This is a genomic window from Halovulum sp. GXIMD14794, from assembly GCF_054457455.1.
Genome location: NZ_JBTLNF010000004.1, coordinates 171,685 through 198,204, shown reverse-complemented (window position 1 = coordinate 198,204; position 26,520 = coordinate 171,685). Strand labels below are relative to the sequence as shown.

Annotated in this window: 25 protein-coding genes; 20 read left to right on the top strand and 5 right to left on the bottom strand. The window is 67.7% G+C overall.

The annotated features are described in order from the left end of the window. Positions 1–36: 36 nt before the first annotated feature. Complete coding sequence (locus ACW9UR_RS07630) at positions 37–1,839, top strand: IlvD/Edd family dehydratase (RefSeq protein WP_458916365.1); 1,803 nt, start codon at positions 37–39, stop codon at positions 1,837–1,839. 88 nt (positions 1,840–1,927) lie between these two features. Then, complete coding sequence (locus ACW9UR_RS07625; RefSeq protein ID WP_458916364.1) at positions 1,928–2,515, top strand: YdeI/OmpD-associated family protein; 588 nt, start codon at positions 1,928–1,930, stop codon at positions 2,513–2,515. A 24-nt stretch (positions 2,516–2,539) separates the two neighbouring features. Here the strand turns inward: ACW9UR_RS07625 and ACW9UR_RS07620 are convergent, their stop codons facing one another. Next, positions 2,540–3,541 carry a formylglycine-generating enzyme family protein gene (locus ACW9UR_RS07620; protein WP_458916363.1) on the bottom strand — a complete coding sequence of 334 codons (1,002 nt, stop codon included), beginning with the start codon at positions 3,539–3,541 and terminating at the stop codon, positions 2,540–2,542. Between the two features lie 201 nt (positions 3,542–3,742). Between ACW9UR_RS07620 and ACW9UR_RS07615 the strand changes: the two genes are divergently transcribed. The 9 genes from ACW9UR_RS07615 (at position 3,743) to ACW9UR_RS07575 (ending at position 12,594) form a co-directional block, all read left to right on the top strand. Then, positions 3,743–5,299, top strand: coding sequence for an alkaline phosphatase PhoX (locus tag ACW9UR_RS07615; RefSeq protein WP_458916362.1), 1,557 nt, complete (start codon positions 3,743–3,745; stop codon positions 5,297–5,299). Positions 5,300–5,444: 145 nt separating this feature from the next. Next, positions 5,445–6,713 (top strand): imelysin family protein, encoded by a 1,269-nt coding sequence (locus ACW9UR_RS07610; RefSeq protein ID WP_458916361.1) that lies wholly within the window; start codon positions 5,445–5,447, stop codon positions 6,711–6,713. Between the two features lie 52 nt (positions 6,714–6,765). Beyond that, the gene (locus ACW9UR_RS07605; protein ID WP_458916360.1) at positions 6,766–7,044 is read left to right on the top strand and encodes a (2Fe-2S)-binding protein; all 279 of its coding nucleotides are present in this window, start codon (positions 6,766–6,768) and stop codon (positions 7,042–7,044) included. A gap of 4 nt (positions 7,045–7,048) precedes the next feature. Continuing rightward, positions 7,049–7,534 carry a bacterioferritin gene (gene bfr / locus ACW9UR_RS07600; RefSeq protein WP_458916359.1) on the top strand — a complete coding sequence of 162 codons (486 nt, stop codon included), beginning with the start codon at positions 7,049–7,051 and terminating at the stop codon, positions 7,532–7,534. A gap of 19 nt (positions 7,535–7,553) precedes the next feature. Further along, complete coding sequence (locus tag ACW9UR_RS07595; protein WP_458917163.1) at positions 7,554–9,059, top strand: di-heme oxidoreductase family protein; 1,506 nt, start codon at positions 7,554–7,556, stop codon at positions 9,057–9,059. Then, complete coding sequence (locus ACW9UR_RS07590) at positions 9,056–10,159, top strand: imelysin family protein (protein ID WP_458916358.1); 1,104 nt, start codon at positions 9,056–9,058, stop codon at positions 10,157–10,159. Before ACW9UR_RS07595 ends, ACW9UR_RS07590 begins: the two co-directional genes overlap by 4 nt. Before the next feature lies 1 nt (position 10,160). After that, a complete protein-coding gene (locus ACW9UR_RS07585) occupies positions 10,161–11,219 on the top strand; it encodes a DUF1513 domain-containing protein (RefSeq protein ID WP_458916357.1) in 1,059 nt (352 codons plus the stop codon). 66 nt (positions 11,220–11,285) lie between these two features. After that, on the top strand, positions 11,286–12,209 hold the full coding sequence (locus tag ACW9UR_RS07580) for a Gfo/Idh/MocA family protein (RefSeq protein ID WP_458916356.1): 924 nt from the start codon (positions 11,286–11,288) through the stop codon (positions 12,207–12,209). A gap of 217 nt (positions 12,210–12,426) precedes the next feature. After that, positions 12,427–12,594 (top strand): hypothetical protein, encoded by a 168-nt coding sequence (locus ACW9UR_RS07575; protein WP_458916355.1) that lies wholly within the window; start codon positions 12,427–12,429, stop codon positions 12,592–12,594. A 3-nt stretch (positions 12,595–12,597) separates the two neighbouring features. Here ACW9UR_RS07575 and ACW9UR_RS07570 read toward each other — a convergent pair whose 3' ends face one another. Further along, the gene (locus tag ACW9UR_RS07570; protein WP_458916354.1) at positions 12,598–13,830 is read right to left on the bottom strand and encodes a M20 family metallo-hydrolase; all 1,233 of its coding nucleotides are present in this window, start codon (positions 13,828–13,830) and stop codon (positions 12,598–12,600) included. 114 nt (positions 13,831–13,944) lie between these two features. On the opposite strand from ACW9UR_RS07570, the gene ACW9UR_RS07565 reads away from it, so the two are divergent. Then, on the top strand, positions 13,945–14,655 hold the full coding sequence (locus tag ACW9UR_RS07565) for a FadR/GntR family transcriptional regulator (protein WP_458917162.1): 711 nt from the start codon (positions 13,945–13,947) through the stop codon (positions 14,653–14,655). Between the two features lie 3 nt (positions 14,656–14,658). Here ACW9UR_RS07565 and ACW9UR_RS07560 read toward each other — a convergent pair whose 3' ends face one another. Then, positions 14,659–15,336 (bottom strand): DUF1028 domain-containing protein, encoded by a 678-nt coding sequence (locus tag ACW9UR_RS07560; RefSeq protein ID WP_458916353.1) that lies wholly within the window; start codon positions 15,334–15,336, stop codon positions 14,659–14,661. Positions 15,337–15,436: 100 nt separating this feature from the next. Here ACW9UR_RS07560 and ACW9UR_RS07555 point away from each other — a divergent pair, with 100 nt between their 5' ends. The 4 genes from ACW9UR_RS07555 (at position 15,437) to ACW9UR_RS07540 (ending at position 20,883) form a co-directional block, all read left to right on the top strand. After that, on the top strand, positions 15,437–17,020 hold the full coding sequence (locus ACW9UR_RS07555; protein ID WP_458916352.1) for an ABC transporter substrate-binding protein: 1,584 nt from the start codon (positions 15,437–15,439) through the stop codon (positions 17,018–17,020). Between the two features lie 76 nt (positions 17,021–17,096). Continuing rightward, positions 17,097–18,044, top strand: a complete 948-nt coding sequence (locus ACW9UR_RS07550; protein WP_458916351.1) for an ABC transporter permease — start codon at positions 17,097–17,099, stop codon at positions 18,042–18,044. Next, the gene (locus ACW9UR_RS07545; protein ID WP_458916350.1) at positions 18,041–19,927 is read left to right on the top strand and encodes a dipeptide/oligopeptide/nickel ABC transporter permease/ATP-binding protein; all 1,887 of its coding nucleotides are present in this window, start codon (positions 18,041–18,043) and stop codon (positions 19,925–19,927) included. Before ACW9UR_RS07550 ends, ACW9UR_RS07545 begins: the two co-directional genes overlap by 4 nt. Then, positions 19,924–20,883, top strand: coding sequence for an oligopeptide/dipeptide ABC transporter ATP-binding protein (locus tag ACW9UR_RS07540; protein WP_458916349.1), 960 nt, complete (start codon positions 19,924–19,926; stop codon positions 20,881–20,883). The genes ACW9UR_RS07545 and ACW9UR_RS07540 overlap by 4 nt, the downstream gene beginning before the upstream one ends. On the opposite strand, the gene ACW9UR_RS07535 is transcribed toward ACW9UR_RS07540, so the two are convergent. Beyond that, positions 20,880–21,662, bottom strand: coding sequence for a TIM barrel protein (locus tag ACW9UR_RS07535; protein ID WP_458916348.1), 783 nt, complete (start codon positions 21,660–21,662; stop codon positions 20,880–20,882). The genes ACW9UR_RS07540 and ACW9UR_RS07535 overlap by 4 nt on opposite strands. A gap of 225 nt (positions 21,663–21,887) precedes the next feature. Here ACW9UR_RS07535 and hppD point away from each other — a divergent pair, with 225 nt between their 5' ends. From hppD to ACW9UR_RS07520, 3 genes are read left to right on the top strand one after another with little or no spacing between them, the layout of a single operon-like run. After that, positions 21,888–22,994 (top strand): 4-hydroxyphenylpyruvate dioxygenase, encoded by a 1,107-nt coding sequence (gene hppD / locus ACW9UR_RS07530; protein WP_458916347.1) that lies wholly within the window; start codon positions 21,888–21,890, stop codon positions 22,992–22,994. Beyond that, positions 22,991–23,854 (top strand): phenylalanine 4-monooxygenase, encoded by an 864-nt coding sequence (gene phhA, locus ACW9UR_RS07525; protein ID WP_458916346.1) that lies wholly within the window; start codon positions 22,991–22,993, stop codon positions 23,852–23,854. The genes hppD and phhA overlap by 4 nt, the downstream gene beginning before the upstream one ends. A gap of 15 nt (positions 23,855–23,869) precedes the next feature. Continuing rightward, a complete protein-coding gene (locus ACW9UR_RS07520; RefSeq protein WP_458916345.1) occupies positions 23,870–24,226 on the top strand; it encodes a Rieske (2Fe-2S) protein in 357 nt (118 codons plus the stop codon). Positions 24,227–24,229: 3 nt separating this feature from the next. On the opposite strand, the gene ACW9UR_RS07515 is transcribed toward ACW9UR_RS07520, so the two are convergent. Further along, a complete protein-coding gene (locus ACW9UR_RS07515; RefSeq protein WP_458916344.1) occupies positions 24,230–24,751 on the bottom strand; it encodes a MarR family winged helix-turn-helix transcriptional regulator in 522 nt (173 codons plus the stop codon). A 153-nt stretch (positions 24,752–24,904) separates the two neighbouring features. On the opposite strand from ACW9UR_RS07515, the gene ACW9UR_RS07510 reads away from it, so the two are divergent. Then, on the top strand, positions 24,905–26,518 hold the full coding sequence (locus ACW9UR_RS07510) for an alkaline phosphatase family protein (RefSeq protein ID WP_458916343.1): 1,614 nt from the start codon (positions 24,905–24,907) through the stop codon (positions 26,516–26,518). Positions 26,519–26,520: the final 2 nt, after the last annotated feature.

Genomic DNA, 26,520 nt, shown 5'->3' with positions numbered 1-26,520 from the left:
CCCGCATTGCCCTGAAAGAGTTTCGGAGGAGACGACATGACCGACAAGCCCGTCAAGCCGGAGGACCTGCGTTCGCGCAAGTGGTTCAACAACCCTGACGATCCCGAGATGACGGCGCTCTATCTCGAGCGCTACCTCAACTACGGCCTGACGATGGAGGAACTGGCCGAGCGCAAGCCGATCATCGGTATCGCGCAGACCGGCTCGGACCTGTCGCCCTGCAACCGGCACCACATGGAACTGGCCAAGCGCGTTCGCGACGGCATCACCGCCGCTGGCGGCACCTGCATCGAGTTCCCGGTGCACCCGATCCAGGAGACCGGCAAGCGCCCGACGGCGATGCTGGACCGCAACCTTGCGTACCTGTCCTGTGTCGAGTCGCTCTACGGCTATCCGATCGACGGCGTGGTGCTGATGATCGGCTGTGACAAGACCACGCCCGCGCTGCTGATGGCGGCGGCGACGGTGAACATCCCCTCGATCGCGCTGTCGGTCGGCCCGATGCTGAATGGCTGGCACAAGGGCGAGCGCACCGGCTCGGGCACCATCGTCTGGAAAGCGCGTGAACTGTTGGCCGCCGGCGAGATCGACGACCGCGGCTTCCTTGAACTTGTCGCGACCTCGACCCCTTCGGTCGGCTACTGCAACACGATGGGCACCGCGACCACGATGAACTCGCTGGCCGAGGCGCTGGGCATGCAGCTGCCGGGCTCGGCGGCGATCCCCGCGCCCTACCGCGAGCGGGGGCAGATCGCCTATCACACCGGTCAGCGCATTGTCGACATGGTGTGGGAAAACCTGCGCCCGTCCGACGTGATGACCCGCGAGGCGTTCGAGAACGCCGTCGCAGTATGCTCGGCGCTGGGTGGCTCGACCAACGCGCCGATCCACCTGAACGCGGTCGCCAAGCACCTTGGCGTCGAGCTGAACAACGACGACTGGACCCGCATCGGCCATGACGTGCCGCTGCTGACCAACCTCCAGCCCGCAGGCGAGTACCTGGGCGAGGATTACCACCGCGCGGGCGGCGTGCCTGCCGTCGTGGGCGAGCTGATGGCCGCAGGGATGCTGCCGAACCCCGGCGCGCTGACCGTCAACGGCAAGTCGATGGGCGAGAACTGCGGCGAGAAGCGTTCGATCAGCCCGGACGTGATCCGCTCGGTCGACACGGCGATGCTGCCTTCGGCCGGGTTCCTGAACATGACCGGGAACCTGTTCGACAGCGCGATCCTGAAAACCTCGGTGATCTCGGAAGAGTTCCGCACCCGGTACCTGTCGAACCCCGACGATCCCGAGGCGTTCGAGGGCAATGTCGTGGTCTTCGACGGCCCCGAGGATTTCCACCACCGGATCGACGATCCGGCCACCGGCGTCACCGAGAACTCGGTGCTGGTGATGCGCGGCGCCGGTCCCAAGGGCTATCCCGGCGGCGCCGAGGTGGTGAACATGCGCCCCTCGGGCGAGCTGCTGAAACGCGGCGTGCACTCGCTGCCGTGCATCGGTGACGGTCGGCAGTCGGGCACTTCGGGCTCGCCCTCGATCCTGAACGCCTCGCCCGAGGCGGCGGACGGCGGCAACCTCGCGCTGCTGCGCGACGGCGACAAGATCCGCATCGACTTGAAGAAGGCGCGGGTGGACGTGCTGCTGGACGAGGCCGAACTGGCCGCGCGCCGGAAGGAACTGGAGGCCAGCGGCGGCTACCAGTCGCCGCCCAGCCAGACCCCGTGGCAGGAGATCTTCCGCGAGAAGGTCGAGCCGCTGGCCGACGGCATGATCCTGCGCGGCGCCGACGCCTACAAGGACGTCGCGGGCAAGGGCATTCCGCGCAACAACCACTGAGCGGTCGGCGGGCTTCGGCCTGCCGACACTCAACGGATCGCGCGTCGCCCCTTGGCGGCGCGCTTTTTCTTTGGCTAGGCTTCATCCCATGACCGAAGCCCGACGCCTCGACCCCTATTTCGACAAGGCAAAGCTCTGGCCCGAGGAACAGCGGCGCCTGCGCGCGATCCTGCTGGAATATCCGCTAACCGAAGAGCTGAAGTGGCGTCAGCCCTGCTATACTCATGACGGCGGCAACGTGGTGATCCTGCATGCGATGAAGGACTATGCGGGGCTGGGGTTCCTGAAAGGCGCGCTGATCGACGATCCCGAAGGTCTGCTGGTCGCACCGGGCAAGAACTCGCAGGCGGCGCGGCAGATGCGGTTCCGCAGCGTCGCCGGGATCGACGCACAGGAGGATGCTCTGCGGGCGATCATCGAAAGTGCGATCGCCGTCCAAAAAGCCGGGCTGAAGGTCGACTTCAAGGCCAAACGCGCGCTGGTCTACCCCGAGGAGCTACAGGCGAAGCTGGAGGACGACCCTGCGTTCCGCACCGCCTTCGAGGCCCTGACGCCGGGGCGGCAGCGCGGCTATGTGCTGCACATTTCGGACGCGAAGCAGTCCGAAACGCGGGCGAGGCGGGTGGAAAAGCACGCGCCGCGGATCCTGGTAGGGAAAGACATGCACGACCGTTAGTCGCGCTGCACTCTGCACTTCAGATCAAACGCTTGCCGCCACCCGGAACCCGGTGTTGCTGCTGGTGCTGTCCGGAGTGTTCCGCGACCGCGAATGCACATGGTAGCGCACGCAATAGGAGTGATGGCACAGGAACGAGCCGCCCCGGATCACGCGGGCGTTGCCTGTCTCGGGGCCCTGCGGATCGCGCGGCGGCAGCTTGCGCGGCGGCTCTCCGGGGCCGAACCAGTCGTTGCACCATTCCCAGACATTGCCGGTCATGTTCCACATGCCAAGGCCGTTCGGCTCGAACGCATCGACCGGTGCGGTACCGAGGTAGCCGTCGGCCTCGGTGTTCTCGTTCGGGAAGTTGCCCTGCCAGATGTTGCAGCGATGCTGCCCGCCGGGCTCCAGCACGTTCCCCCAGGGGTATTTCTTGTGCGCCAGACCGCCGCGCGCGGCCTTCTCCCATTCCGCCTCGGTCAGCAGGCGCAGGCCCGCCCAGCGGCAATAAGCAATGGCATCGAACCAGCAGACATGGGTGACGGGGTGGTTTTCGCGCCCCTCGGTCGTGGTGCCCGGCCCCTCGGGCGCGGCCCATGTCGCGCCGTGGACCTGCCGCCACCACGGCGTTTGCGGCGGATGCTGGGTATAGGCCGACGGATCCTCGAGCAGCAGGTGGAAGACGAAGGACCAGCCCTCGGTCTCGGCGACGGTCCGGTAGCCTGTCGCCTCGACGAAGCGCGCGAACTCGGCCACCGTGACGGTGAAAGGCGCGGCCTTGAAGGCCGAGATATGGACCTTGCGCACAGGCCCCTCGAAATCGTCGGGGTAATTAGGCTTGCGCGCGCCCATGTCGAAGAATCCGCCCGGGATCTCGACCAGTCTGGCAAGCAGCTCGCTGCGGATTTCGGCGGCGGCTGGTTCGATCGCATCGGCGGCTGCGGCGAAACCGGCATACTCCGGCGCGGCGGTTCCAGACCCGGCAGAGGCCCGGGGCGCGCAGCAACTGGGCTTGGCGTCGGCAGGAGCGGCGGTGTCGGACATGGAACCTCCTTGGCGGTCCCCTTTGTCTTGCGCCAGCGGGGGCGCGGACGCAAGGGCAGGGCAATTGTCGCAAAACTGACATCGAGCGGTAACGTCCGGTTCACGCACGCGTGATGGAAAAGCCGGACGGCGTGCTGGTCCCGAAGGCGCGTCCAGCCCGTGGCGGCCGTCCGTCACCAGCCAAATCCCCTGGAGGTCCCTATGTCTGTCCGTAAAACCATCCTGTCCACGCTGCTTCTGGGCAGCACCGTCCTTGCCGGCCCCGTTCTGGCCGATGGCCCGAAGATGGTCCTGACCGCGCCGCTGGGCGCCGAGATCACCGGCCTCTACGAAAGCGGCGATGACCTGTTCCTGAACATGCAGCACCCGGACAGCGATCTGGGCAACGAGTTTGCCAAGGCCGTCGTCGGCGTGATCTCGAACGTCAACTGGTCCGCAGACGCGCTCGAGCCGCTGACCGAGGACGCCGACAAAAAGGTGGTCAAGTCGACCCTAGGCGATTACCAGATCCTGCTGTCCGAAGGCGACGAGGGCTCGATCATCCGCTCGCGCGCGGGCGAGGATCTGCTGGTCTCGAACGATCCGGACTTCAACGGCTACATCCCGACCGGCGAGAACGAGGGCTACCTGTTCACCAACTGGGAAAACCGTCCGGGCGGCATGTCGCGCGCCAAGCTGACCCGCGCCGAAGACGGCATGTGGTCGGTCGAGGACACCATGATGGTGGACTTCTCGGCTGTCGGCGGCACCTGGGTGAACTGTTTCGGCACCGTCTCGCCCTGGGGCACGCCGCTGACCTCGGAAGAGCTGTACTTCGACGACACCGCCGACTGGAACAACCCCGAGTACAAGTACATCGACGACAACAAGATGCTGGCGTCGTACCTGGGCGAGGACGCGTATCCGAACCCCTACGACTACGGCTACATCGTCGAGGTCACCGACCCGGCCGAAACCGCCACCCCGGTGAAGATGTTCGCCATGGGCCGTTTCAGCCACGAGAACGCCGTGGTGATGCCCGACCAGAAGACCGCCTACCTGTCGGATGACGGCACCGATGTCGTCTTCTTCAAGTTTGTCGCCGACACCGCGGGCGACCTGACCGCCGGCACGCTCTATGCTGCCAAGGTCACCCAGGACGAAGGCGACGATCCGGCCGAGACCGGCTTCGGCATCGAATGGATCGAGCTGGCCCACGGCTCGAACGACGAGATCGAAGCCTGGGTCCGCGAGTACGACGGCATCACGCTGGACGACTTCGCCGCCGGCGAGTCGAACTACATCACCGACGCCGACGTCACCGCCTGGGTCAACGGCGAAGCCGCCGACGACCGCGTGGCCTTCCTCGAAAGCCGCAAGGCCGCTGCCGCCAAGGGTGCGACCGCCGAATTCCGCAAGATGGAAGGCGTGAACATCAACCTCGTCGGCGCTGCCGACGGCTCGGTTCCGTTCATGTACATGGCGATGTCCGAGATCGGCAAAGGCATGTCGGACGGCGAGGGCGACATCCAGCTGACCGAGAACCTCTGCGGCGTCGTCTACGAGATGGAACTGGACGCCGATTTCAACGTCTCGCGCATGGAGCCGGTCGTCGCCGGTCACGGCTATGACGCCGCAACCGAGATGTGCCCGGTCGACTCGATCGCCAACCCGGACAACATCCTGGTTCGCGCCAATGGCGACGTGCTGATCGGCGAGGACACCGGCAGCCACGAAAACAACGCCCTGTGGATCTGGTCGCGCCCGACCTCGAGCTGATCCGCCACGGCACTCCGCAAGGAAGGGGGCGTCCGCGCCCCCTTTCACAATTTTCGACTGGTTTTGTCGGAAATCCCTTTTCCGACAAATTCCATCTGGTATAGGGAGCGGAGCGATCCGACCCTGTCCAACGACGAGGAACCCAATGACCCTGCCCACGACCCTGCGTCGCCTGATCCTGACCACGACAGCGCTTGGCGCTTTTGCCGGTGCCGCGCAGGCCGCCGAGCCCGCCGCCGTTCTGGAGAATTACGCCGACATCGCGCAGGCCGGTTACGAGGACAGCCTGACCCTGGCCGAGGCGCTGCGCGAGGCGGTGCAGGCCCTGGTCGATGCACCGAGCGCCGAGACCCTCGCCGCCGCCAAGGCTGCCTGGATCGAGGCCCGTGTGCCCTACCAGCAGACCGAGGCGTTCCGCTTCGGCAACCCGGTGGTCGACGAATGGGAAGGCAAGGTCAACGCCTGGCCCCTGGACGAGGGGCTGATCGACTATGTCGACCCGCTGTTCGGCGGTAATGATGAGAACCCGTATTCGCTGGCGAACATCGTCGCCAACGCCTCGGTCGAGATCTCGGGCACCACGCTCGACGCCGCCGAGATCACGCCCGCGCTGCTGCAGGAACTGCACGAGCTGGACGGGATCGAGGCCAATGTCGCCACTGGCTATCACGCCATCGAATTCCTGCTGTGGGGCCAGGATCTGAACGGCACCGAGGCTGGCGCAGGCAATCGCCCCGCGAGTGATTTCGACACCGCGAACTGCACCAACGGCAATTGCGACCGCCGCGCGCAGTACCTTGTCGCCGCGACCGATCTGCTGATCGCCGACCTTCAGGACGCTGTCGCGCTCTGGTCCGAGGGCGGGCAGGGCCGCACCGACGTGACTGCCGATCCGACCGCCGGTCTGGTCATGGCCTTCACCGGCCTCGGCTCGCTGTCCTATGGCGAGCAGGCAGGCGAACGCATGAAGCTGGGCATCCTGCTGCACGATCCCGAGGAAGAGCACGACTGCTTCTCGGACAACACGCACAACAGCCACTACTATGACGGGCTGGGCATGCGGAACGTCTACACCGGCCGCTACGTTCGCATCGACGGCTCGGTCATCGAGGGCCCGTCGCTGCAGGAGGTGGTCGCCGAACGCGACCCCGAACTGGCCGCCAACCTGCGTGCCGACCTGAATGAGACGATGATCGCGCTGGGGGCCATCAAGTCCACCGCCGAGGCCGGCATGGCCTATGACCAGATGCTCGCTGCCGGAAACGCCGAGGGCGAGGCGCTGATCCAGTCCGCCATCGACGCGCTGGTCGCCCAGACCCGCAACATCGAGCGCGCGGTGCAGGTCGTCGGCCTCGAAGGCGTGACGGTCGAGGGGTCGGACAGCCTGGACGACCCCGAAGCGGTCTTCCAGTAACACGCGATCCGGCGGGGCGGAGTGCCGTCCCGCCGCCACTAGCGAGGGTGACATGATCGTCTGCCATTGCCGGAACATCAGCGACCGCGACATCCACGCCGCCGTGGACTGGATGCGCGCCGCCGACCCCGACACGGTGATCACGCCGGGCAAGCTCTATCGCGCGCTCGGCACCAGCGCCGACTGCGGCGGCTGCCTGCCGCTGTTTCTTGAGACCATGCGCGCCAACCCCAACCTCCGGGTTTCCAACCCCTCTGTCGCCCGCCATGATGCCGGGCAAGACGTACCAACCGAGCTGCGCGGCCTGCGCAGCCTCACCGGCAGGGAGTAGGATCATGAAGGGCGACAAGAAGGTCATCGAATACCTGAACGCGGCGCTGCGCAGCGAGCTGACCGCCGTCAACCAGTACTGGCTGCACTACCGCCTGCAGGCCGACTGGGGCCTGAAGAAGATGGCCGCCAAGTCCCGCGAGGAAAGCATCGAGGAGATGCACCATGCGGACAAGCTGATCGACCGGATCATCTTCCTCGAAGGCCACCCGAACCTGCAGAAGCTCGACCCGCTGCGGATCGGGCAGAACGCCAAGGAAACCCTCGACGCCGACCTTGCCGCCGAGCATGAGGCGCGGACCCTCTACATCGAGGCCCGCGAGCACTGCGAGAAGGTTGGCGACTATGTCAGCAAGAACCTCTTCGAAGAGCTGATCGCCGACGAAGAAGGCCACATCGACTATCTGGAAACCCAGCTTGACCTGTTTGCCAACATCGGGGCGGAACGCTACGCCCAGCTCAACGCCGCCTCGGCGGACGAGGCCGAATAGCCTTCTCCTGACGCTCGCCCTGCTGTCCGCGGCGTCTGCCGCTGCGGATACGGGGGCGGACAACCCCGGCTGGGGCGAGCCGCACCTGAGCATCGTCCCGCGCACCGATGCCGAGGCCGCGCGCATCGGCCCGGTCACCGCACCCGCGCAGGACTTCACCGCCTCCGAGAAGTTCGAGGCGCGCCCGGCCGGCGCCGCGACCAAGACCGGGATCGGCACCCGCGACGCGTTCTCGTTCCCCTCGGCCAACATCCCGTTCGAGCGGGAGCTGGACTTCAAGGTCGGCAACGGGTTCTTCAAGAAGCTCTGGGTGACAGCGCCCTCGTCCACGCTCTCCAGCGACGGGCTTGGCCCGCTCTACAACGCCCGCGCCTGCCAGCGCTGCCACATCAAGGACGGCCGGGGCCATCCGCCCGAGGATGGCGGGGATACGGGCGTGTCGATGTTCCTGCGCCTCTCTGTTCCCGATACGGCCAGCGATCTTGGCGCCGAGGTGCTGGAATACCTCGCCAACGCGCCGGAGCCGACCTATGGCACCCAGCTCCAGGACAAGTCCATCGCCGGGGTCTCGGCCGAGGGGCGGATGGCCGTCAGCTACACGCCTGTCCCCGTCGAACTCGCGGGCGGCGAGGTGATCGAGCTGCGCAAGCCGACCTACAGCATCGCCGACCCGGCCTATGGGCCGCTGCACCCCGAGACCCAGCTTTCGCCCCGCGTCGCGCCGCAGATGATCGGCCTCGGCCTGCTTGAGGCCGTGCCGGAAGCGGACATCCTCGCGCTGGCCGACCCGGACGATGCCGACGGTGACGGCATTTCCGGCCGTCCCAACCGCGTCTGGTCCACCGAGTTCGAGCAGTGGATGCTGGGCCGCTTCGGCCACAAGGCGGGTGCGCCGACGATCAAGGAACAATCCGCCGGGGCCTTTCTGGGCGACATGGGCCTGTCGACCCCGTTGACGCCCGCACACTGGGGCGAGTGTTCCGAGACCCAGACCGACTGCCGCACCGCCCCGGATGGGCGCACCGGCACGGACGAGGAGCTGGAAGTGCCCTCGGAGGTGCTGGACCTCGTGACCTTCTACTCACGCAACCTGGCCGTGCCCGAGCGGCGCGACCTTGACGATCCGCAGGTGCTGCGCGGCAAGGAGCTGTTCTACAGCACCGGCTGCACGTCCTGCCACACTCCGAAATTCGTGACCCACCGACTGGACGATCAGCCCGAGCAGAGCTTCCAGCTGATCTGGCCCTATACCGACATGTTGCTGCATGACATGGGCGAGCGGCTGGCCGACGGCCGCCCCGAGTGGCAGGCGAAGGGCCGCGAATGGCGCACCGCGCCGCTCTGGGGGATCGGCATGACCGAGACCGTCAGCGGCCACACCTACTTTCTGCACGACGGCCGCGCCCGGTCCCTGCTGGAGGCTATCCTCTGGCATGGCGGCGAGGCCGAAGCCGCGCGCGAGACCGTGCGCATGATGCCCCCCGAGGACCGCGACGCCCTCATCGCATTCCTGGAGTCCCTATGATCCTTCGCCCCGTCACCGTTCTGGCCCTCTGCCTGCTGGCAGGGACGGCCCCCGCGCAGGTGCAGAACAAGGCCGCCCCCGGCGTGCCGCTGAACAACGTGCATCCCGAAACCGGTCTGCCCTACTGGGCGCCGGGGCGAGGCGTGGTGAAGCACGAGAACATCCGCCGCCGGGCGCTCGAGGTGCTGGAGCGCCAGTTCGGCGGTTTCCGCGACGCAACCGGCGTGCTTTACGACACCGCTCAGGCGCATTGCGCGGGCGAGGCATCGGAAGAGGACCTGCGCACCGCCTTTTCCGAAGCGTGGATCGCCTGGGCGCCGCTCGACAGCTATCAGTTCGGCCCGGTCGAGCAGACCGGCGCGGCGCTGACGGTGAACTTCTGGCCGGACAAGAAGGGTTTCGTGAACCGGGGCCTGCGGGACCTGCTGTCGAAGACGCCCGAGGAGCAGGCAGATCCGGCGGTGGTCGCTGCGGGTTCCGCAGCCGCCCAGGGCCTTCCAGCGCTGGAAATGCTGCTGTTCACCGAGGCCCCGGCCTGCCCGGCGGTGGTGGGCATCTCGGGCAACCTCGACCGGCTGGCGGGCGAGCTCTACGACGGCTGGTTCGCGGATGGCGGCTGGGCGGACCTCGCCCGCGCTGCGGGGCCCGAGAACCCGGTCTATCTCGATGCATCGGAGTTCACCAAGACGCTCTATACCGCGCTTGATTTCGGGCTGACCCGGATCGCCGACCAGCGGCTGGCGCGGCCACTCGGCACCTTCGACCGGCCCTTCCCAACGCGGGCCGAGGCCTGGCGGTCCGGCCTGACCGAGGCGATCATCCACGCCCAGTTGACCGGCATCGCCGAGATGATCGAGGACGGGTTCGCCGGTGACGTGCGCGAGCCCGACCGGGCCTGGGTACTGAAGGTGATCGGCCAGACCCACGACCGGCTCGACCGGATCGGCGAGCCGATCAAGGACGCCGTGGCCGCGCCCGAAAGCCGGGTACGGGTCGAGGGGCTGCAGACCAAGGTGCACGCCTTGCAGCTGGAAATGGCCCGCGACATCGGCCCGAACCTCGGGGTCGATACCGGGTTCAGCGCAGCGGATGGGGACTGAGATGCGCCGCCGTCATTTTCTGGCCGGATCCGCCGCCATTCTTGCCGCGCCTGCCTGGGCCGAGGCGGGCGCACCGAAATACCTGAGTGCCGCTTCGGATGCGCGCAACGCGACCTTCCTCGTCGGCCTGACCGCCGAGGGGGAGGAGCTGTTCCGCATCCCCGTTCCGGGCCGGGGCCACGCCGCCGCCGCCCACCCACACCGGGCCGAGGCCGTCGCTTTCGCCCGCCGACCGGGCCGGTTCGCGGTGATCCTCGACTGCGCCAGCGGGGCCGAGATCGGCAGGCTCGACGCGCCCGAGGGGCGGCATTTCTACGGTCACGGTGCCTATACCGCCGACGGCAGCATGCTGCTGACGACCGAGAATGCCTTTGACGTGCCCGATGGCCGGATCGGCGTGTGGGATGCCCGCGACGGCTACAAGCGTGTGGATGACGTGCCGTCGGGCGGGATCGGCCCGCACGAGATGATCCGCCTGCCGGGCGGCGGTTTCGCCGTGGCGAACGGCGGCATCCAGACCCACCCTGATTTCGAGCGCGCCAAGCTGAACCTGCCGACCATGCGGCCGAACCTGACGTACCTGTCGCCTGAAGGAGCGATCGTCGAGCAGGTCGGGGCGCCCGAGGATCAGCGGTTGAACTCGATCCGGCATATCGACGTCGACGGCTCGGGACGCATCGTCGCCGCGCTGCAATGGCAGGGCAATCCGCTGGAGCAGGTGCCGCTGCTGGCGGCGCACCGGCGGGGCGAGGCGCTGGCCTATCTCGATCACCCCGAAACCGCGCGGCTAAAGCAGTATGCGGGTTCGATCGCGGTGTCGGCGGATGGGGCGGAAATCGCTGTGACCGGCCCGAAAGGTGGGCACGTGATCTTCTTCGACGGGCGCACAGGCGCGCCGCTGCCGGGGCGGGACCTTGCGCTTGCCTCGGGGGTCGCGCGGCTGGGCGAGGGATTTGCCGTCACCGTGGAAGGCGGGCTGGCGATGGGCGGCAGCGCGGGGCTGCGGCAGGTCGCGGCCGCGCCCGACCTGACCTGGGACAACCACCTGGTCGCGATCTGATCCGGTGGCGCGGCCCGCCGCTTGGTGCTAACTCCTCTGCAACCCAACGAGGCAGGGGAGGAACTCATGGCCTACAAGCTCGCGCTCGTGTCCGTCGGCAAGATCGCCCGGACCCAGCATATCCCGTCGATCGAAGGCTCGGACAGGTTCGAACTGGTCGCCGCCGTCAGCCGCAACGCCGAGGTCGAGGGCGTGCCGACCTATGCGACGCAAGCCGAGATGCTGGCCGCGCATCCCGAGGTCGAGGTGGTCTCGCTGTGCATGCCGCCTGCCGCGCGGTTCGACTATGCCGCCGAAGCGATTGCAGCGCGCAAGCATGTCATGATGGAAAAGCCGCCGGGTGCGACCGTGGCCGAGTGCTTCGAGCTGCGCCGGCTGGCGGACGAGGCAGGCGTCTCGATCTTCGCGACGTGGCACAGCCGCGAGGCGGCGCAGGTCGATGCGGCGCGGGACTGGCTGAGGGACCGCAGGCTGACCTCGCTGCGGATCACTTGGAAAGAGGACGTGCGGCACTGGCATCCGGGGCAGGAGTGGATCTGGCAGCCGGGCGGCCTTGGCGTCTTCGATCCGGGGATCAACGCGCTGTCGATCCTGACCAAGATCCTGCCGCAGCCCGTGCATGTAGAAAAGGCGGTGCTGGACTTCCCCGAGAACAAGGGCACGCCGATTGCGGCAGAGCTGTCCTTCCGCCACCCGCAGGGGGCCGACGTCTCGGCGGTGTTCGACTGGCGGCAGACCGGGCCGCAGACCTGGGATATCGATGTCGAGACCGAGGGCGGGACGCTGAGCCTGAAGAAAGGGGGCTCGGAACTGCTGATCGACGGCAAGCTGGTCGAGACCGCCGGGGATCACGAGTATCCGCGCCTCTATACCCGTATGGCCGAGCTGATGGACGGGGGCGAGAGCGATACCGATTACAGCCCGATGATCCACGTCGCGGACGCGTTCGCGCTGGGCGAGCGGCGGGTGGTCGAGGCCTTCGAGGACTGAGCTGTTTCACCGTGCAATCGGCGTGAAATCGGGGGTTTTCATCGTGAAAACCCCCTTAAGCCCATGAGATATATCCTGAAAACTTTCTGAAAACTTCGTTAACGGTCCAGCGCGGCGCCTTCGGCACGGGATTACGCGCCCTTGCCGGCGCGCCAAAGCGCACTTCCTTGAGGGGGGAAGCGGCCAGTTGGGGCCGCGCTGTCGAGGAGTGATTTCGATGACCGAAGCGCAGAGCCTGGAGCACCTGAAGGAGAAGCAGAAGGAAGTGGCCGCGAAACTGGCCGAGATGGAACGTCACCAGTTCCCGGACCCGGTGGTGATGGAGCAGCTGAAGCACGAGAAGGCGCTGCTCGACGTGGAGCTTGCCGAGGCCGAGGGCAAGTAGCGCTCAGGCGCAGGCGAGCCGCTCGATCGCGCCAACAAGCGCCGTGACCGCCGCGTCCATGTCCCCGGGCGCGGCATATTCCTCGGGGCGGTGGCTGACGCCGTCCCGGCAGCGGACGAACAGCATTCCGACCGGACAGAGATCCGCCATTGCCGACGCGTCGTGCGTGGCGCCCGAAGGCAGGGCCAGCGGGCGCTGCCCCGTGGCCTGAATGGCATCGCTCAGGCAGGCGCGCAGCCGCGCGTCGCAGGCGGTGGCGGGCTGGGCGTAGGTGCGGGTCACGGTTACGCCGACACCGCGCCGCTCTTCGAGAATCTTGGCCAGCGCCTGCGCGTCGGCCTCGAAAGCCTCTCGGGTGGCGTCTTCGGGGGCGCGGACCTCCAGCGTCAACTCGGCGCGGGAGGGCACCGCATTGACGACGTTCGGTGCGATGGAGATCTGGCCGACGGTCGCGCGCAACTCGGGCAGGGCGGCGGCGCGGTCGTGGACCTCGGCGATGAATTCGGACGCGGCGACCAGAGCGTCACGGCGGCCCTGCATTGGCAGGGTACCCGCGTGGCCGGTCTCGCCGGTGAAGGTGACAGCATAGCGGGCGATGCCGCAGATCGCGATGACGACGCCCAGCGGCAGGTTCTCGCGTTCCAGAACCGGGCCCTGCTCGATGTGGGCCTCGAGATAGCCAACCACGCTGGCAGGATCGCGGCGCAGCGCCGGGATATCCTCGGGCGTCAGGCCGAAGCGGCGCATCGCCTCGACCATCGGCACGCCTTCCGCATCGGTCATCGCCAGCGCATCGGCTGGCAGCGTGCCCGCCAGCGCGCGGGGGGCGATGAGTGCCGTCGGGAAGCGCACGCCTTCCTCGTCGGCGAAGGCCAGCACCTCGAGCGCGAAGGGCAGGTCCGCGCCTTGCAGCCGCTTTGCTGTAAGGCAGGCCAGCGCCACGCCCATGATCCCGTCGAAGGCGCCGCCCTGCCGCACACTGTCCTGATGCGAGCCCAGCAGCAACGCGGGCCGCGCCGGATCGCCCGTCGTGCGCCCGATCAGCGTGCCGGCGGCGTCGAGCCGGGGCTCCAGCCCGGCGTCCTGCATCCACGCGCGGATCTGGTCCAGCGCGGCCGAATGCTCGGGCGTGTAGGGCAGGCGGGTGACGCCGGGACCGACCGCCGAAGCCTTGGCGATACGCTCCAACCGGGTCGCGGCGGTATCTCCGTCGGCGGGGGCACTTGAATTTATCATGATGAATGGGTTTCCTGCGGAGACGGCATTTCAGAACGGACGGGGCGCGACATGGCGGCGACGACACTGGACAGCGCGGGCCCCGGCGGGCGCGCTCCGCGCAAGTCGCGGCCGGTGCGCGTGGCCGAAGCGATCAAGGACTGGGTGGTGGAGCAGGGGCTGCACCCCGGCGACCGGCTGCCGGGCGAGGCCGAGTTGATCGCGCGCTTCCAGATGTCCAAGGGCACGATCCGCGAGGCGATGCGGATCCTGCAGGCGCAGGGGCTGGTCGAGACCAAGACCGGGCCGGGCGGCGGCAGTTTCGTGGGCGCGGTCTCGAAGGACCGGGCACATGCGCTGCTGGGGAACTATTTCTACTTCCGCAACATCACCATTGCCGACATCTATCAGGTGCGGATCGCGCTGGAGCCGGAACTCGCCGCGACGCTGGCGGGCAAGCTCTCGCCCGAGCAGATCGGCGAGCTTCGGGCGATCATGGCGCGCTATGCCGAACCCGCCGCCGATGCCGAGGAAGAGCGCGCGCAGCATGTCGACTCGCTGGCCTTCCACGCGCGGCTGGCCGAGTTCGCGGACAATGCGCTGCTGGGATTCTTCATCGGTTTCATGGCGCAGATCCTGGCGGATCTGACGGTCTACAAGCGGCTCTACACCACGCCGAACCACGAGCTGTGGGCGCGCGGACGTCGGCATCAGCAGGACCTGCTGGACGCGCTGGAGCGCGGCGATGCCGAGACCGCGCGGCAGGTCATGGCCTCGCACATGGGAATGGCGCGGGATCTGATGGAGGACCAGGAAGCCGTGGTGATGAAGCGTTTCATCGGCTGAGGCTCAGGTGGGTGCCTGCCACGGCTCGGCGCGCTCGGGTTCGTCGAGGGTCGGGACCAGCCGCGCCCAGTCGGCATAGGCGCCGGTGGTGGCAAGGCGGTGCAGTTCGGCCAGATCGGCGAGCGGGGTCTGCGAATGGTCGATGCGCAGGGTCAGCGGCGGCGCGGCGCGATTCACGACCAGCAGTGCGGCGGACAGCAGGCCGCGGCTGTCACCTCCGGCGTCCGAGGCGGCGCGCAGGGCGGCCAGCAGGCGCTCGGAGAGCGTGCCTTGCGCGTCCAGGTAGCCTTGCAGGCAGGCGTCGAGCACCGATTCCGAGGACAGCAGGTTGCCGGCGACCACCATATCCGTGGCGGTGCGGGCGGCGGCGGCGGGGATGCTGTCGGCGCCGGTGAAATGCCCGGTGCCGCCCTTGGGGTCGAGCGCTGCCAGCTGGCGGTGCGCGCGCCCAGCGTCGGGCGTGGTGACGGCGGCGACGGCTTGTTCGGCGGGAGTGCCCGCCCGCATCTGCTCCAGCACGGCGGTCCCCCAGAGCGTGCTGGGCAGCGAGCCTTGTGAGGCCGACAGGCCCGATTCGGGGTCTCCGCGCAGCACCCAGCCCCCGACGCACAGAGCGCCGGTGGTGGCGGCACCCCCGTAACTGCCTGTTTTTCGGTCAAAGGCCAGAATCGAGATCGTCATTTCCCCGGCTCCCTTGGGTTGCGGGTTGAATTTATCATGAAAATTTGGCCTCATTCAATTTATCATGATAAATTGCCGAAAACGGCACAGGAGAGGTGAGATGCTGAAGTCCCCCATTGGAATGACCCGGCGCGGCCTTCTGGTCGCGGGAACCGCGCTGAGCCTCGCGCTCGGCGGTGCGACCGGCGCGCTTGCGCAGACGCCTCCGGGCGTGCTGATCGTCGGCCAGATCGCAGAACCGAAGGCGCTGGACCCGGCGGCGGTGACGGCGGTGAACGATTTCCGCATCCTGATGAACGTCTACGACGGGCTGGTGCGCTACAAGGACGGCACGCTCGAGGTCGAACCGGCGCTGGCCACCGGCTGGGAGATCAGCGACGACGGCACCGAGTACACGTTCACCTTGCGCGAGGGCGTGACGTTCCACGACGGCAGCGCGTTCAACGCCGACGCGGTGGTCTTCAACTTCGAGCGGATGCTGAACGAGGATCACCCCTATCACGACACCGGCCCGTTCCCGCTGGCCTTCTTCTTCTCGGCGGTCGAGTCCGTCGAGGCGGTCGACCCGCTGACCGTGAAGTTCACGCTGAACGCGCCCTATGCGCCGTTCCTGTCGAACCTGGCCTATCCGACCGGCCTGATCGTCTCGCCCGCCGCGGTCGAGCAACACGGAGCCGAGTTCGGGCGCAACCCGTCCGGCACCGGGGCGTTCAAGTTCGCCGAGTGGCGCTCGAACGAGGCGGTCGTGGTCGAGGGCAATCCGGACTACTGGGACGGCGCACCGGAGCTTCAGGCCGTCGTGTTCCGCCCGATCACCGACGCCAACACCCGCACCGCCGAAATGCTGGCGGGCGGCATCGACCTGATGGTCGAGGTGCCGCCGGTCTCGCTGTCGGAGTTCCAGGGCGACCAGTTCACCGTGCACGAGCAGGCCGGGCCGCACGTCTGGTTCCTTATCCTCAACGCCAAGGAAGGCCCGTTCGCCGACAAGCGCGTGCGGCAGGCGGCGAACTACGCGGTCAACAAGGCCGCCATCGTGAACGACGTGCTGGAGGGCACCGCCGAGGTCGCCGCCGGTCCGACCCCTCCGGCCTTTGCCTGGGCCTACAACGAGACGCTTGAGCCCTATCCCTATGACCCCGAGAAGGCAAAGGAACTGATCGCCGAGGCCGGGGCCGAGGGGGCCGAGCTCACATTCTATGTCACCGAGGGTGGCTCGGGGATGCTGGACCCGGTGGCGATGGGCACCGCGATCCAGGCGGACCTAGAGGCCGTGGGCTTCGACGTCAGCATCGAGACCTACGAGTGGAACACCTTCCTGGGCGAGGTGAATCCGGGGCTGGAAGGCAAGGCCGACATGGCCGAGATGGCGTGGATGACCAACGATCCGGACACGCTGCCCTATCTCGCGCTGCGGACCGAGGCCTGGCCTGACGCGGGCGGCTTCAACTCGGGCTACTACTCGAACCCGGACGTCGACGCGCTGCTGGAGCAAGCCCGCGTTTCGACGGACCAGGAGGAGCGCGCCGGGCTCTACAAGCAGATGCAGGAAATCGTGCAGGAGGATGCGCCCTGGGTGTTCGTCGCGAACTGGAAGCAGAACGCCGTGACCAGCGACCGGGTCGAGAATTTCAGCCTGCAGCCTTCGTTCTTCCTGCTGCTGGACGACGTTGCGAAGAACTGAACGACCGTTCACCGTCGCCCCGCCAACGGGCGCCGGGTTGCCGCCGCCGCACATCCGCGGCAGATGAAGAGGACCGATGACCGGCTACATCCTGAAGCGTCTGCTTTCGGCGATCCCCGTGCTGCTGGGGATCACGGTCATCGTTTTCCTCATAATGGCGTTGATCCCCGGCGATCCGGCGACGGCGATCCTCGGCTCCTACGCGACCCCTGAAAACGTCGAGAAGCTGAACCGCGACCTCGGCTTGGACAAGCCGCTGGTGCAGCAGTATTTCATCTGGCTCGGCAACATGCTGCAGGGCGATTTCGGCACCTCGTTCTCGCTGAACCGGCCGGTTCTGGACGAGGTGCTGGAGCGGTTCAACGCGACGCTCATCCTGGCCGGCACCGCCTTCGTGCTGTGTGCGCTGCTGGGCATCGCGGCGGGCGTGGTCTCGGCGGCGAACCAGTACGGCTGGGGCGACAAGGCGATCACCTTCGCGGTGCTGCTGGGCATTTCGATCCCGTCCTTCTTCCTTGGGATGATGATGATCCTGCTGTTCTCGGTGAACCTGCGCTGGTTCCCGGTTTCGGGCATGTGGCCGATCTATGGGGATCGGAACCTCGCGGCGCTGCTGAGCCACCTTACGCTGCCTGCCATCGCGCTGGCGGTCGTGGCGACGGGGGTGATCGCGCGGCTGTCACGCTCGGCGATGCTCGAGGTGCTGCGGCAGGACTACATCCGAACCGCACGGGCCAAGGGCGTGCGCGAGCGCGGGGTGATCTGGCGGCACGCGCTGAAGGCGGCGATGGTCTCGATCATCCCGGTTCTCGGCATCCAGGCGGGCTTCGTGCTGTCGGGGGCCGTCTATATCGAGATCGTCTTCCAGTGGCCCGGCGTGGGCCGGATGCTGGTCGATGCGATCCTGACGCGGGACATCCTGCTGGTGCAGGGCGGGGTGGTCTTCGTCGCCGCCTGCTATGTGCTGTTCAACATCGTGGTCGACGTGGCGCAGACCATGCTCGACCCGAGAATCAAGACATGAGCGCCTTCCTGAAGCTGCTGGCCCGCAACCGGCTGGCGCTGGCGGGGGGCATCGTGTTGCTGCTGGTGGTCCTGCTGGCGCTGGTGACGCCGCTGCTGCCACTGGCCGATCCGGACGTGACCAGCACGGCGGACCGGTTCAAGCGGCCGTTTTCGGAAGGCGCGCTGCTGGGCACCGATCACCTGGGGCGAGACCTGCTCTCGCGCCTGCTGTGGGGGACCCGGCTGTCGCTGGCAGTCGGGTTCGCGGCGGCGCTGATCGCGGCGGTTGGGGGCGCCGCGATCGGTGTCGTCGCGGGCTTCTTCGGGGGCCGCACCGACAACCTGATCATGCGCGGCGTCGACATGCTGATGGCGTTTCCGTACATCCTGCTGGCACTGGCCATCGTCGCGGCGCTGGGGCCGGGTCTGTTCAACGCGCTGATCGCGGTCGCCGCCGTCAACATCCCGTTCTTCGCGCGGAACATCCGGGGCGTGACCGTGGGCATCGCCCACAAGGAGTTCGTCGATGCCGCGCGCTTGTCGGGCATGTCCACCGCACGGATCATCCTGACCGAGATCGTGCCCAACGTGATCCCGGTGATCGTCATCGCCATGTCGACGACGGTGGGCTGGATGATCCTGGAAACGGCGGGTCTGTCGTTCCTGGGCCTCGGGTCGCAGCCGCCGCAGGCGGACCTCGGCTCGATGTTGGGCGAGGCGCGCTCGGCGCTGATCACCAACCCGCATACCTCGGTGGTGCCGGGGCTGATGATCCTGGTCATCGTCATGTCGATAAACCTGCTGGGCGACGGGGTGCGCGACGCGCTGGATCCGCGCCTGAAGTCGGGGGCGCTGTCGCGGCCGATGGCGGCGACGCTTGTGGACCGGCGCGAACCGGTGCCGGAGCCAAAGGCCGAGGGCATTCTTTCGATCGAGGGTCTGCAGACGCAGTTCCACGTCAAGGATAGGGTCTACCGCGCCGTTGGTGGCGTCGATCTGGCCGTGAAACCGGGCGAGTGCCTGGGCATCATCGGTGAAAGCGGCTCGGGCAAGTCGGTCACGGCGCTTTCGGTGATGGGGCTGGTCGCCTCGCCGCCGGGGGCCATCACCGGGGGCGCGGTGCGCTTCGCGGGGCAGGATCTGATCGGCGCGCCTTATCGACACTTGCGGGATCTGCGCGGGCGACGGGTGGCCTATATCTTTCAGGACCCGCTCTCGACGCTGCACCCGCTCTATCGCGTCGGCGACCAGCTGATCGAGGCGATCCGGGCGCACCGGCCGATCTCGGCCGGCGAGGGCCGGGCGAAAGCAGTGGAGCTGTTGCGCGCGGTGCGGATTCCCAACCCCGAAAGCCGGGTGCGCGATTACCCGCACGAGTTGTCGGGCGGTATGCGTCAGCGCGTCGGCATCGCGATGGCGCTGGCGAACGACCCAGACGTGATCATCGCCGACGAGCCGACAACTGCGCTGGATGTGACCGTGCAGGCGCAAATCCTCGCGCTGCTCGACGATCTGCGCCGCGACCGGGGGCTGGCGATCGTGTTCATCACCCATGATTTCGGCGTGGTCGGGCAGCTCTGCGACTGGGTCGCGGTTATGTACGCGGGCCGCATCGTCGAGGAGGGGCCGACGGCGGACGTGCTGGGCGCGCCCCGGCATCCCTATACCGCGCGGCTGATCGCCTGCGTGCCGGAGCTGGGCGAGGGCAAGCGGCGGCTGGAGGCGATCCCCGGCCTGCCGCCCGCCGTTGACCGCCTGCCCGAGGGCTGCGCCTTCGCCGAGCGCTGCCACAAGGTGCAGTCGGACTGCCGAAAGGGCGAGATCGCTTTGCGCGGCGACGGCCAGCGTGCGGTGCGCTGCCTCTACCCCGAGAACACCGCCAACCGGGAGGTTGCCGAATGACCGCCGCGCTGCGTCTCGACGCCCTCTCCAAGACCTTTCCAGTGGGGCGCACCCTGCTTGGCCGCCCGCGCGCGGGCGTTCGTGCCGTGCATCCGGTCACGCTGACCGTCGAGAGTGGCGAGACCCTTGGCATCGTCGGTGAGAGCGGCTGCGGCAAGACAACGCTGGCGCGGATGCTGGTGGGGCTGATCGAGCCTTCGACCGGCAGTATCGAGATCGAGGGCGCGGCGCTCGACACCGCCGATCCGGCGGCTTTCGGGCGGCGCATCCAGTATGTCTTCCAGGACCCGATCTCGTCGCTGAACCCGCGCAAGACGATCCGGCAGATCATGGAAGCGCCGCTCAGGCACCTGCACGGCATGGACCGCAAGGCGCGGGCCGCGCGGATCGCCGAGCTGTTCGCCAGCGTCAATCTGCGCGAGGAATTCCTGGACCGCTACCCGCACGAGTTCTCGGGCGGGCAGGCTCAGCGGATCGGCATCGCGCGGGCACTGGCGGCGGCCGCGCGGATCCTGATCCTGGACGAGCCAGTCTCGGCGCTGGACGTCTCGGTGCAGGCGCAGGTGCTCAACCTGCTGGCGGACCTGAAGCGCAAGTTCGGGCTGACCTACCTGTTCATCAGCCATGATCTCGCCGTGGTCGAAGCGGTCTCGGACCGGATCGCAGTGCTCTACTTCGGCTCGGTCGTGGAACTCGGGCCCGCCGAAGAGGTGTTCCGCGCGCCCCGCCATCCCTACACGAAACTGCTGGCTGACAGCGCCCCGGTCGTGGGACGCGCGCTGAAAGCGCCCGAGGCCAAGGGCACTGAACTGCCGGATCCGCTGAACCCGCCGCCGGGCTGTGCCTTCGCCGCCCGCTGCCCGCGCGCGACCGAGCGTTGCCGCGCCGAGGTGCCGGTGCTGGAGGCGGGCGCGGGCCGGACCGAGGCCGCCTGTTTCCACCCGCTGACCGACTAGACCGTGAACGCTGCGCGGAATGCCTCCAGCGCGGTTTCCGTATCGCCTGAGGGCCGTGCCTCCATCGTCACGGTGCCGGTGTAGCCCATGCCGTGCAGCGCCCGCGCGACGGCGGGCCAGTTCACCTCGCCAGTGCCAGGCTCGTGCCGTCCGGGCACGTCGGCGACCTGGATCTCGCCGATCCAGGGCAGGGCGCGGCGACAGGTCTCGATCAGCTGACCCTCGCCGATCTGCACGTGATAGAGGTCGAGGTTCATCTTCAGCCCCGGCCGGTCCACGGCCCGGACCAGCGCCAGCGTGTCCGCCGCCCGGGCGAAGGGCACGCCGGGGTGGTCGACCTCGGTGTTCAGGTTCTCGAGGGCGAAGACCACGCCCTCGGCCTCGGCCAGGTCGGCGAGCCGTTCCAGCGTGTCGCGGGCGCACATCCACATCGCGCCGGTCACGGTCTCGATGGGCCGCTCGGGCCTGCCGCCCTTGGCCAACACCACAGGCGTCAGGTTCAGCCGCTCGACGTTCAGGCGCTTGCCTACGGCGACGCTTTCGCGGGCGCTGTCCAGCAGGGCCGCGGCGCTGTCGGCATCGGTCAGCCCGCCACGCAGCACGCCGTTCATGACGCCAAAGCGCGCGCCCGAGCGCTCCAGCGCATCAAGATCATGCGCAGGCCAGTTCCACAGGCCGACCGCGAAGCCCATCTCGTCCAGCCGCTTGCAGCGCCAGTCGATGGGACGGTCGGGCCAGAGCATCTCGGCGCAGGCGGCAAGGGTCAAGGACTGGGTCATGGGTGCGGCTTTCCTGGAGTTTCGGCGCACCCTAGGGGCCTGCGGGCGTGCGGCGCAAGTCTGGCGCTCAAGGTTGCGAGGGCACCTGAAATGTTGACAAGGCATCATTATGGGAACAGATTCCCCCTGTGACCGACCCGCGAGTCGGCACCCCGCGGGCCGGGACAATCGACGGGCGGCACGGGTGGGCACGTAACCCCTGCCGGCAATCGAGGGAGGCTCCTTATGGGACCGTTTCCGCACGACGCACCGAAAGCGAAGATCGACAGCGCGAACATCGCCGGGACCGACGGGTTCGAGTTCGTCGAATTCGCGCATCCCGAGGCCGGGAAGCTGGAAGACCTGTTCACCCGCATGGGCTATACCGAGGTGGCGCGGCACAAGACGCGCGACATCTCGCTCTACCGGCAAGGCAACATCAACTACCTGGTGAACCGCGAGCCGGGCTCTCATGCCGCGCAGTTCGTCAAGGACCACGGCCCCTGTGCCCCGGCGATGGCCTGGCGGGTGGTCGATGCGCAGCACGCGCTGAAATGCGCGCTGGACTATGGCGCCGAGGAGTACACCGGGCCGGGCAAGAGCCTGGACGTGCCGGCGGTGGTCGGCATCGGCGGCTCGCTGCTCTATTTCGTGGATAACTACGGCGCGGACGGCAACTGCTACGACGCCGAGTTCGACTGGCTGGGCGAGCCGGACCCGAAGCCCGAGGGCGCGGGCTTCTACTATATCGACCACCTCACGCATAACGTCGAGCGTGGCAACATGAGCACCTGGTACGACTTCTATTCCAAGGCGTTCAATTTCCGCGAGATCCGCTTCTTCGACATCAAGGGCAAGCAGACGGGCCTGTTCAGCCGCGCGCTGACCTCGCCGGACGGCAAGATCCGTATTCCGATCAACGAAAGCGCCGACGCGAACAGCCAGATCGAGGAATACCTGCGCGAATACAAGGGCGAGGGCATCCAGCACATCGCCGTGGGCACCGAGGACATCTATACCGCGACCGACCTGATCGCCGACAAGGGCATCGAGTTCATGCCGCCGCCGCCGCCGGTCTATTACGACATGAGCCACGACCGGGTGACCGACCACGGCGAGCCGGTCGAGAAGCTGAAGAAGCACGGCATCCTGATCGACGGCGAGGGCGTGGTGGACGGCGGCAACACGCGGGTGCTGCTGCAGATCTTCTCGCAGACGGTGATCGGGCCGATCTTCTTCGAATTCATCCAGCGCAAGGGTGACGACGGCTTCGGCGAGGGCAATTTCAAGGCGCTCTTCGAGTCCATCGAAGCGGACCAGATCGCCCGCGGCGTGCTGGAGGCCGACGCGTGAGCCTCGCGGCCGACCCGAGGCATCGCTACGATGATGCGCCCCAGGCGGCCGATTTCACCATCGACCAGCAATGGGACGCCTACACGCCCGAAGAGCACGACCGCTGGGACCGGCTGTTCGCGCGCTCGGGCGAGGTGCTGGCGTCTCGCGCGTGCGCGCCCTTCCTTCAGGCGGTGAAGGCGCTGCGCCTTTCCTCGGGCGGGATCCCGCACATGGGGCGGCTCTCGGACCGGCTGGAGGCGCTGACCGGCTGGCGCGTCGTCGCGGTGCGCGGACTGGTCCCGGACGAGGTGTTCTTCGACCACCTCGCCAACCGGCGCTTCCCCGCGGGGGCGTTCATCCGGTCCGAAGCCGAGCTGGACTACATCGAGGAACCGGACGTGTTCCACGACATCTTCGGTCATGTCCCGCTGCTGGCCGACCCGGTTTATGCCGCCTACCTGCAGGCCTACGGGCAGGCTGGCGCGCGGGCGTTGGCGCGAGGGCGGCTGAAAAACCTGGCGCGACTCTACTGGTACACGGTCGAGTTCGGCCTGATCGAGGAGGCGGGCGCGCTGCGCCTGTTCGGCGCCGGGATCATGTCCTCGACCGCTGAAAGCGTGTTCGCGCTGGAGGATCCCTCGCCGCACCGTGTCCGGTTCGATCTGGAGCGGGTGATGCGGACCGATTACATCATCGACGACTTTCAGCAGGTCTATTTCGTGATCGACAGTTTCGAGGCGCTTCTGGCGGCCTGCGACAGCGACTTCGGGCCTTTGTACGACCGGCTGGAAAGGGCCGAGGTCATCGCCCCGAACCGGCTTCTGCCAGGCGATGCGGTGCTGACCCGCGGCACGCTGGCCTATTTCGTCAAGGGCTGACGCAGGGTGGCTGCCGTGAAGGACTGGCGCGGGTTGCCGCGTGCGCCGCAGCCGGGGACGTTGATCTGCGCTGAGGACGCGTTGCCCGCCTCAGGGACACTGGGTGTCGAGCTGGACGGTTTTCCATTGCTTCTGGTGCGCGGCGCCACTGGTCTGGTCGCCTTTTTCAACGCTTGCCCGCACCAGTACCTGCCTCTGGATTGGCGCAAGTCGGACGTGCTGTCGGCGGACGGGCTGACGCTGCTCTGCTCCAACCACGATGCGGGGTTCGACGCCGCCACGGGGCAGGGGATCGACGGGCACGGCGAGGGCTGCGCGCTGGTCCCGGTGCCGGTCACCCTTTCAGGCGGAGAGGTGCGGATCGCTGGTTGAGGCTCAATCGCCCGGCGGCAGCGACGAGGGGGCAGCGTCCGGCTGCTCAAGCTCGATCGCCAGATGCCGCGAGATCTTGTCAATGGCGCCGCGCAGCGCCTCCAGCTCGCTGTCCTCCAGCAGGTCCACGAACACCTTCTGCCGCGCTTCCAGTTGCGGCTGCACCTCGGCCAGCAGCGCACGGCCCGCCTCGGTCAGGTTCAGCAGCTTGCGGCGACGGTTCGTTGGGTCCTCCTGCTGGATCAGGAAGCCGCGCGCCAGCAGGTCCGAGACCGCCCGACTGATCTGTGCCCGGTCGATTACCATCAGACGGCTGAGGTCAGCGGCGGTGGTCTCGCCGAAGATGCCAAGCACCATCAGGATCCGGTACCAGGTCAGGCCGAGCCCGTGCTGCGCCAGGTACTTGGTCGCGTGCCCGTCCAGCAGTTTCGACAGGCGGCTGATGCGGAAGGACAGGCGTTTTTCCAGCTCGGCGAGGGACTCGAGGCGCTGCAGCATCTGCTGGGGATCGTCGATCAGGGCCATGTCCGTTCCTTGCCGCCATCGGGAAGGCGCCCGTGCGCCCGCTGCGACGGTATCGCATGAGCGCGCGCGCGGCAAAGGCCGGCGGCAGGGGCGTTGCGCCTTGATCCCGGACACCACATGATCCGCGCGCTGGCGCAGACAGGAAGGCCCCGAATGACCCGCAATATCCTCTTCATCATGTGCGACCAGTTGCGCTGGGATTTCCTCGGCTGTGCCGGGCACCCGTACCTGAAGACGCCGAACATCGACGCGCTGGCCGCGCGGGGCGTGCGTTTCGACCGCGCCTATTGCCAGTCGCCGATCTGCGGCCCGTCGCGGATGAGCTTTTACACCGGCCGCTACCCGCGCTCGCACGGCGCGACCTGGAACAACGTGCCTCTGCGCGTCGGCGAGATGACCCTAGGCGACCACCTGGAGCCGCTGGGCCTGCGCACCGCGCTCTGCGGCAAGACCCACATGGCGGCGGACATCGAGGGGCTGCGGCGCCTGGGTCTCGACCCGGCTGAGGGGATCGGCAAGCGCATCGCCGAATGCGGCTTTGAGGTCTGGGACCGGCTCGACGGGCTGCACCCCGACGACGAGCCCAAGCGCCCGTCGCATTACGAGGACCACCTGCGTGCAAAGGGTTTCGACGGCCCGAACCCGTGGGAGCAGTGGGCGAACTCGGCCGAGGGGCCGGACGGCGAGATCCTCTCGGGCTGGCTGATGGAACATGCCGACAAGCCCGCCCGCGTGGCCGAGCCGGACAGCGAAACGCCCTACACGACCACCCGCGCTATGGAGTTCATCGAGGACGCAGGCGACCGCCCCTGGTGCCTGCACCTCAGCTACATCAAGCCGCACTGGCCCTATATCGTGCCCGCGCCCTATCACGACATGTATGGACCCGAGCACGTACTGCCGCCGGTCCGCTCCGAAGCCGAGCGCGCGGACCCGCATCCGGTGCTGGAGGCCTATTTCCAACTGACCTTCTCGAAGGTCTTCACCCGCGACGAGGTCCGGCAGCGGGTGATCCCGGCCTACATGGGGCTGATCGCTCAGATCGACGACCAGATCGGGCGGCTGATGGCCTTCATGGACGAGACCGGACGAAGCAAGGACACGCTGATCGTGTTCACCTCGGATCACGGCGACTATCTCGGGGATCACTGGCTGGGCGAGAAGGAACTGTTCCACGACGCCTCGGCCCGGATCCCGATGATCGTGGTCGACCCGACGCCCGAGGCGGACGCGACGCGCGGCCAGGTCATGGACCACCTCGTCGAGGCGATCGACCTTGCCCCGACCTTCGTCGACTGGGCGGGCGGAGAGCCGAGGACGCACATCCTCGAGGGACGCTCGCTGCTGCCGCTGCTGCGCGGGCAGGCGACCGACTGGCGGCGTTATGCGTTCGCCGAGTACGACTACTCGGTGCGGCGCGCGCGGAAGATCCTGAACCAGCCGGTCGCGGACTGCCGCATGGTGATGGTCTTCGATGGGCGCTGGAAATACATCCACGCCGAGGGCTTCCGCCCAATGCTCTACGATCTTCAGACCGACCCGGACGAGTTGACCGACCTGGGCGCGGACCCCGCCCACGGGGACCAGCGCGACCGGCTGGCCGAGGCGATGAACGCCTGGGCGCGCGGGCATCACAACCGGGTCACGATGAGCGATGCGGCAATGGCCGCGCGATCCGATGGCGAACTGCGGCGCGGCTATGTGATAGGGTTCTGGGATCAGGCGGAACTCGACGCCGCGCTGGCCGAGGGGCGCAGCGGCAACTAGGG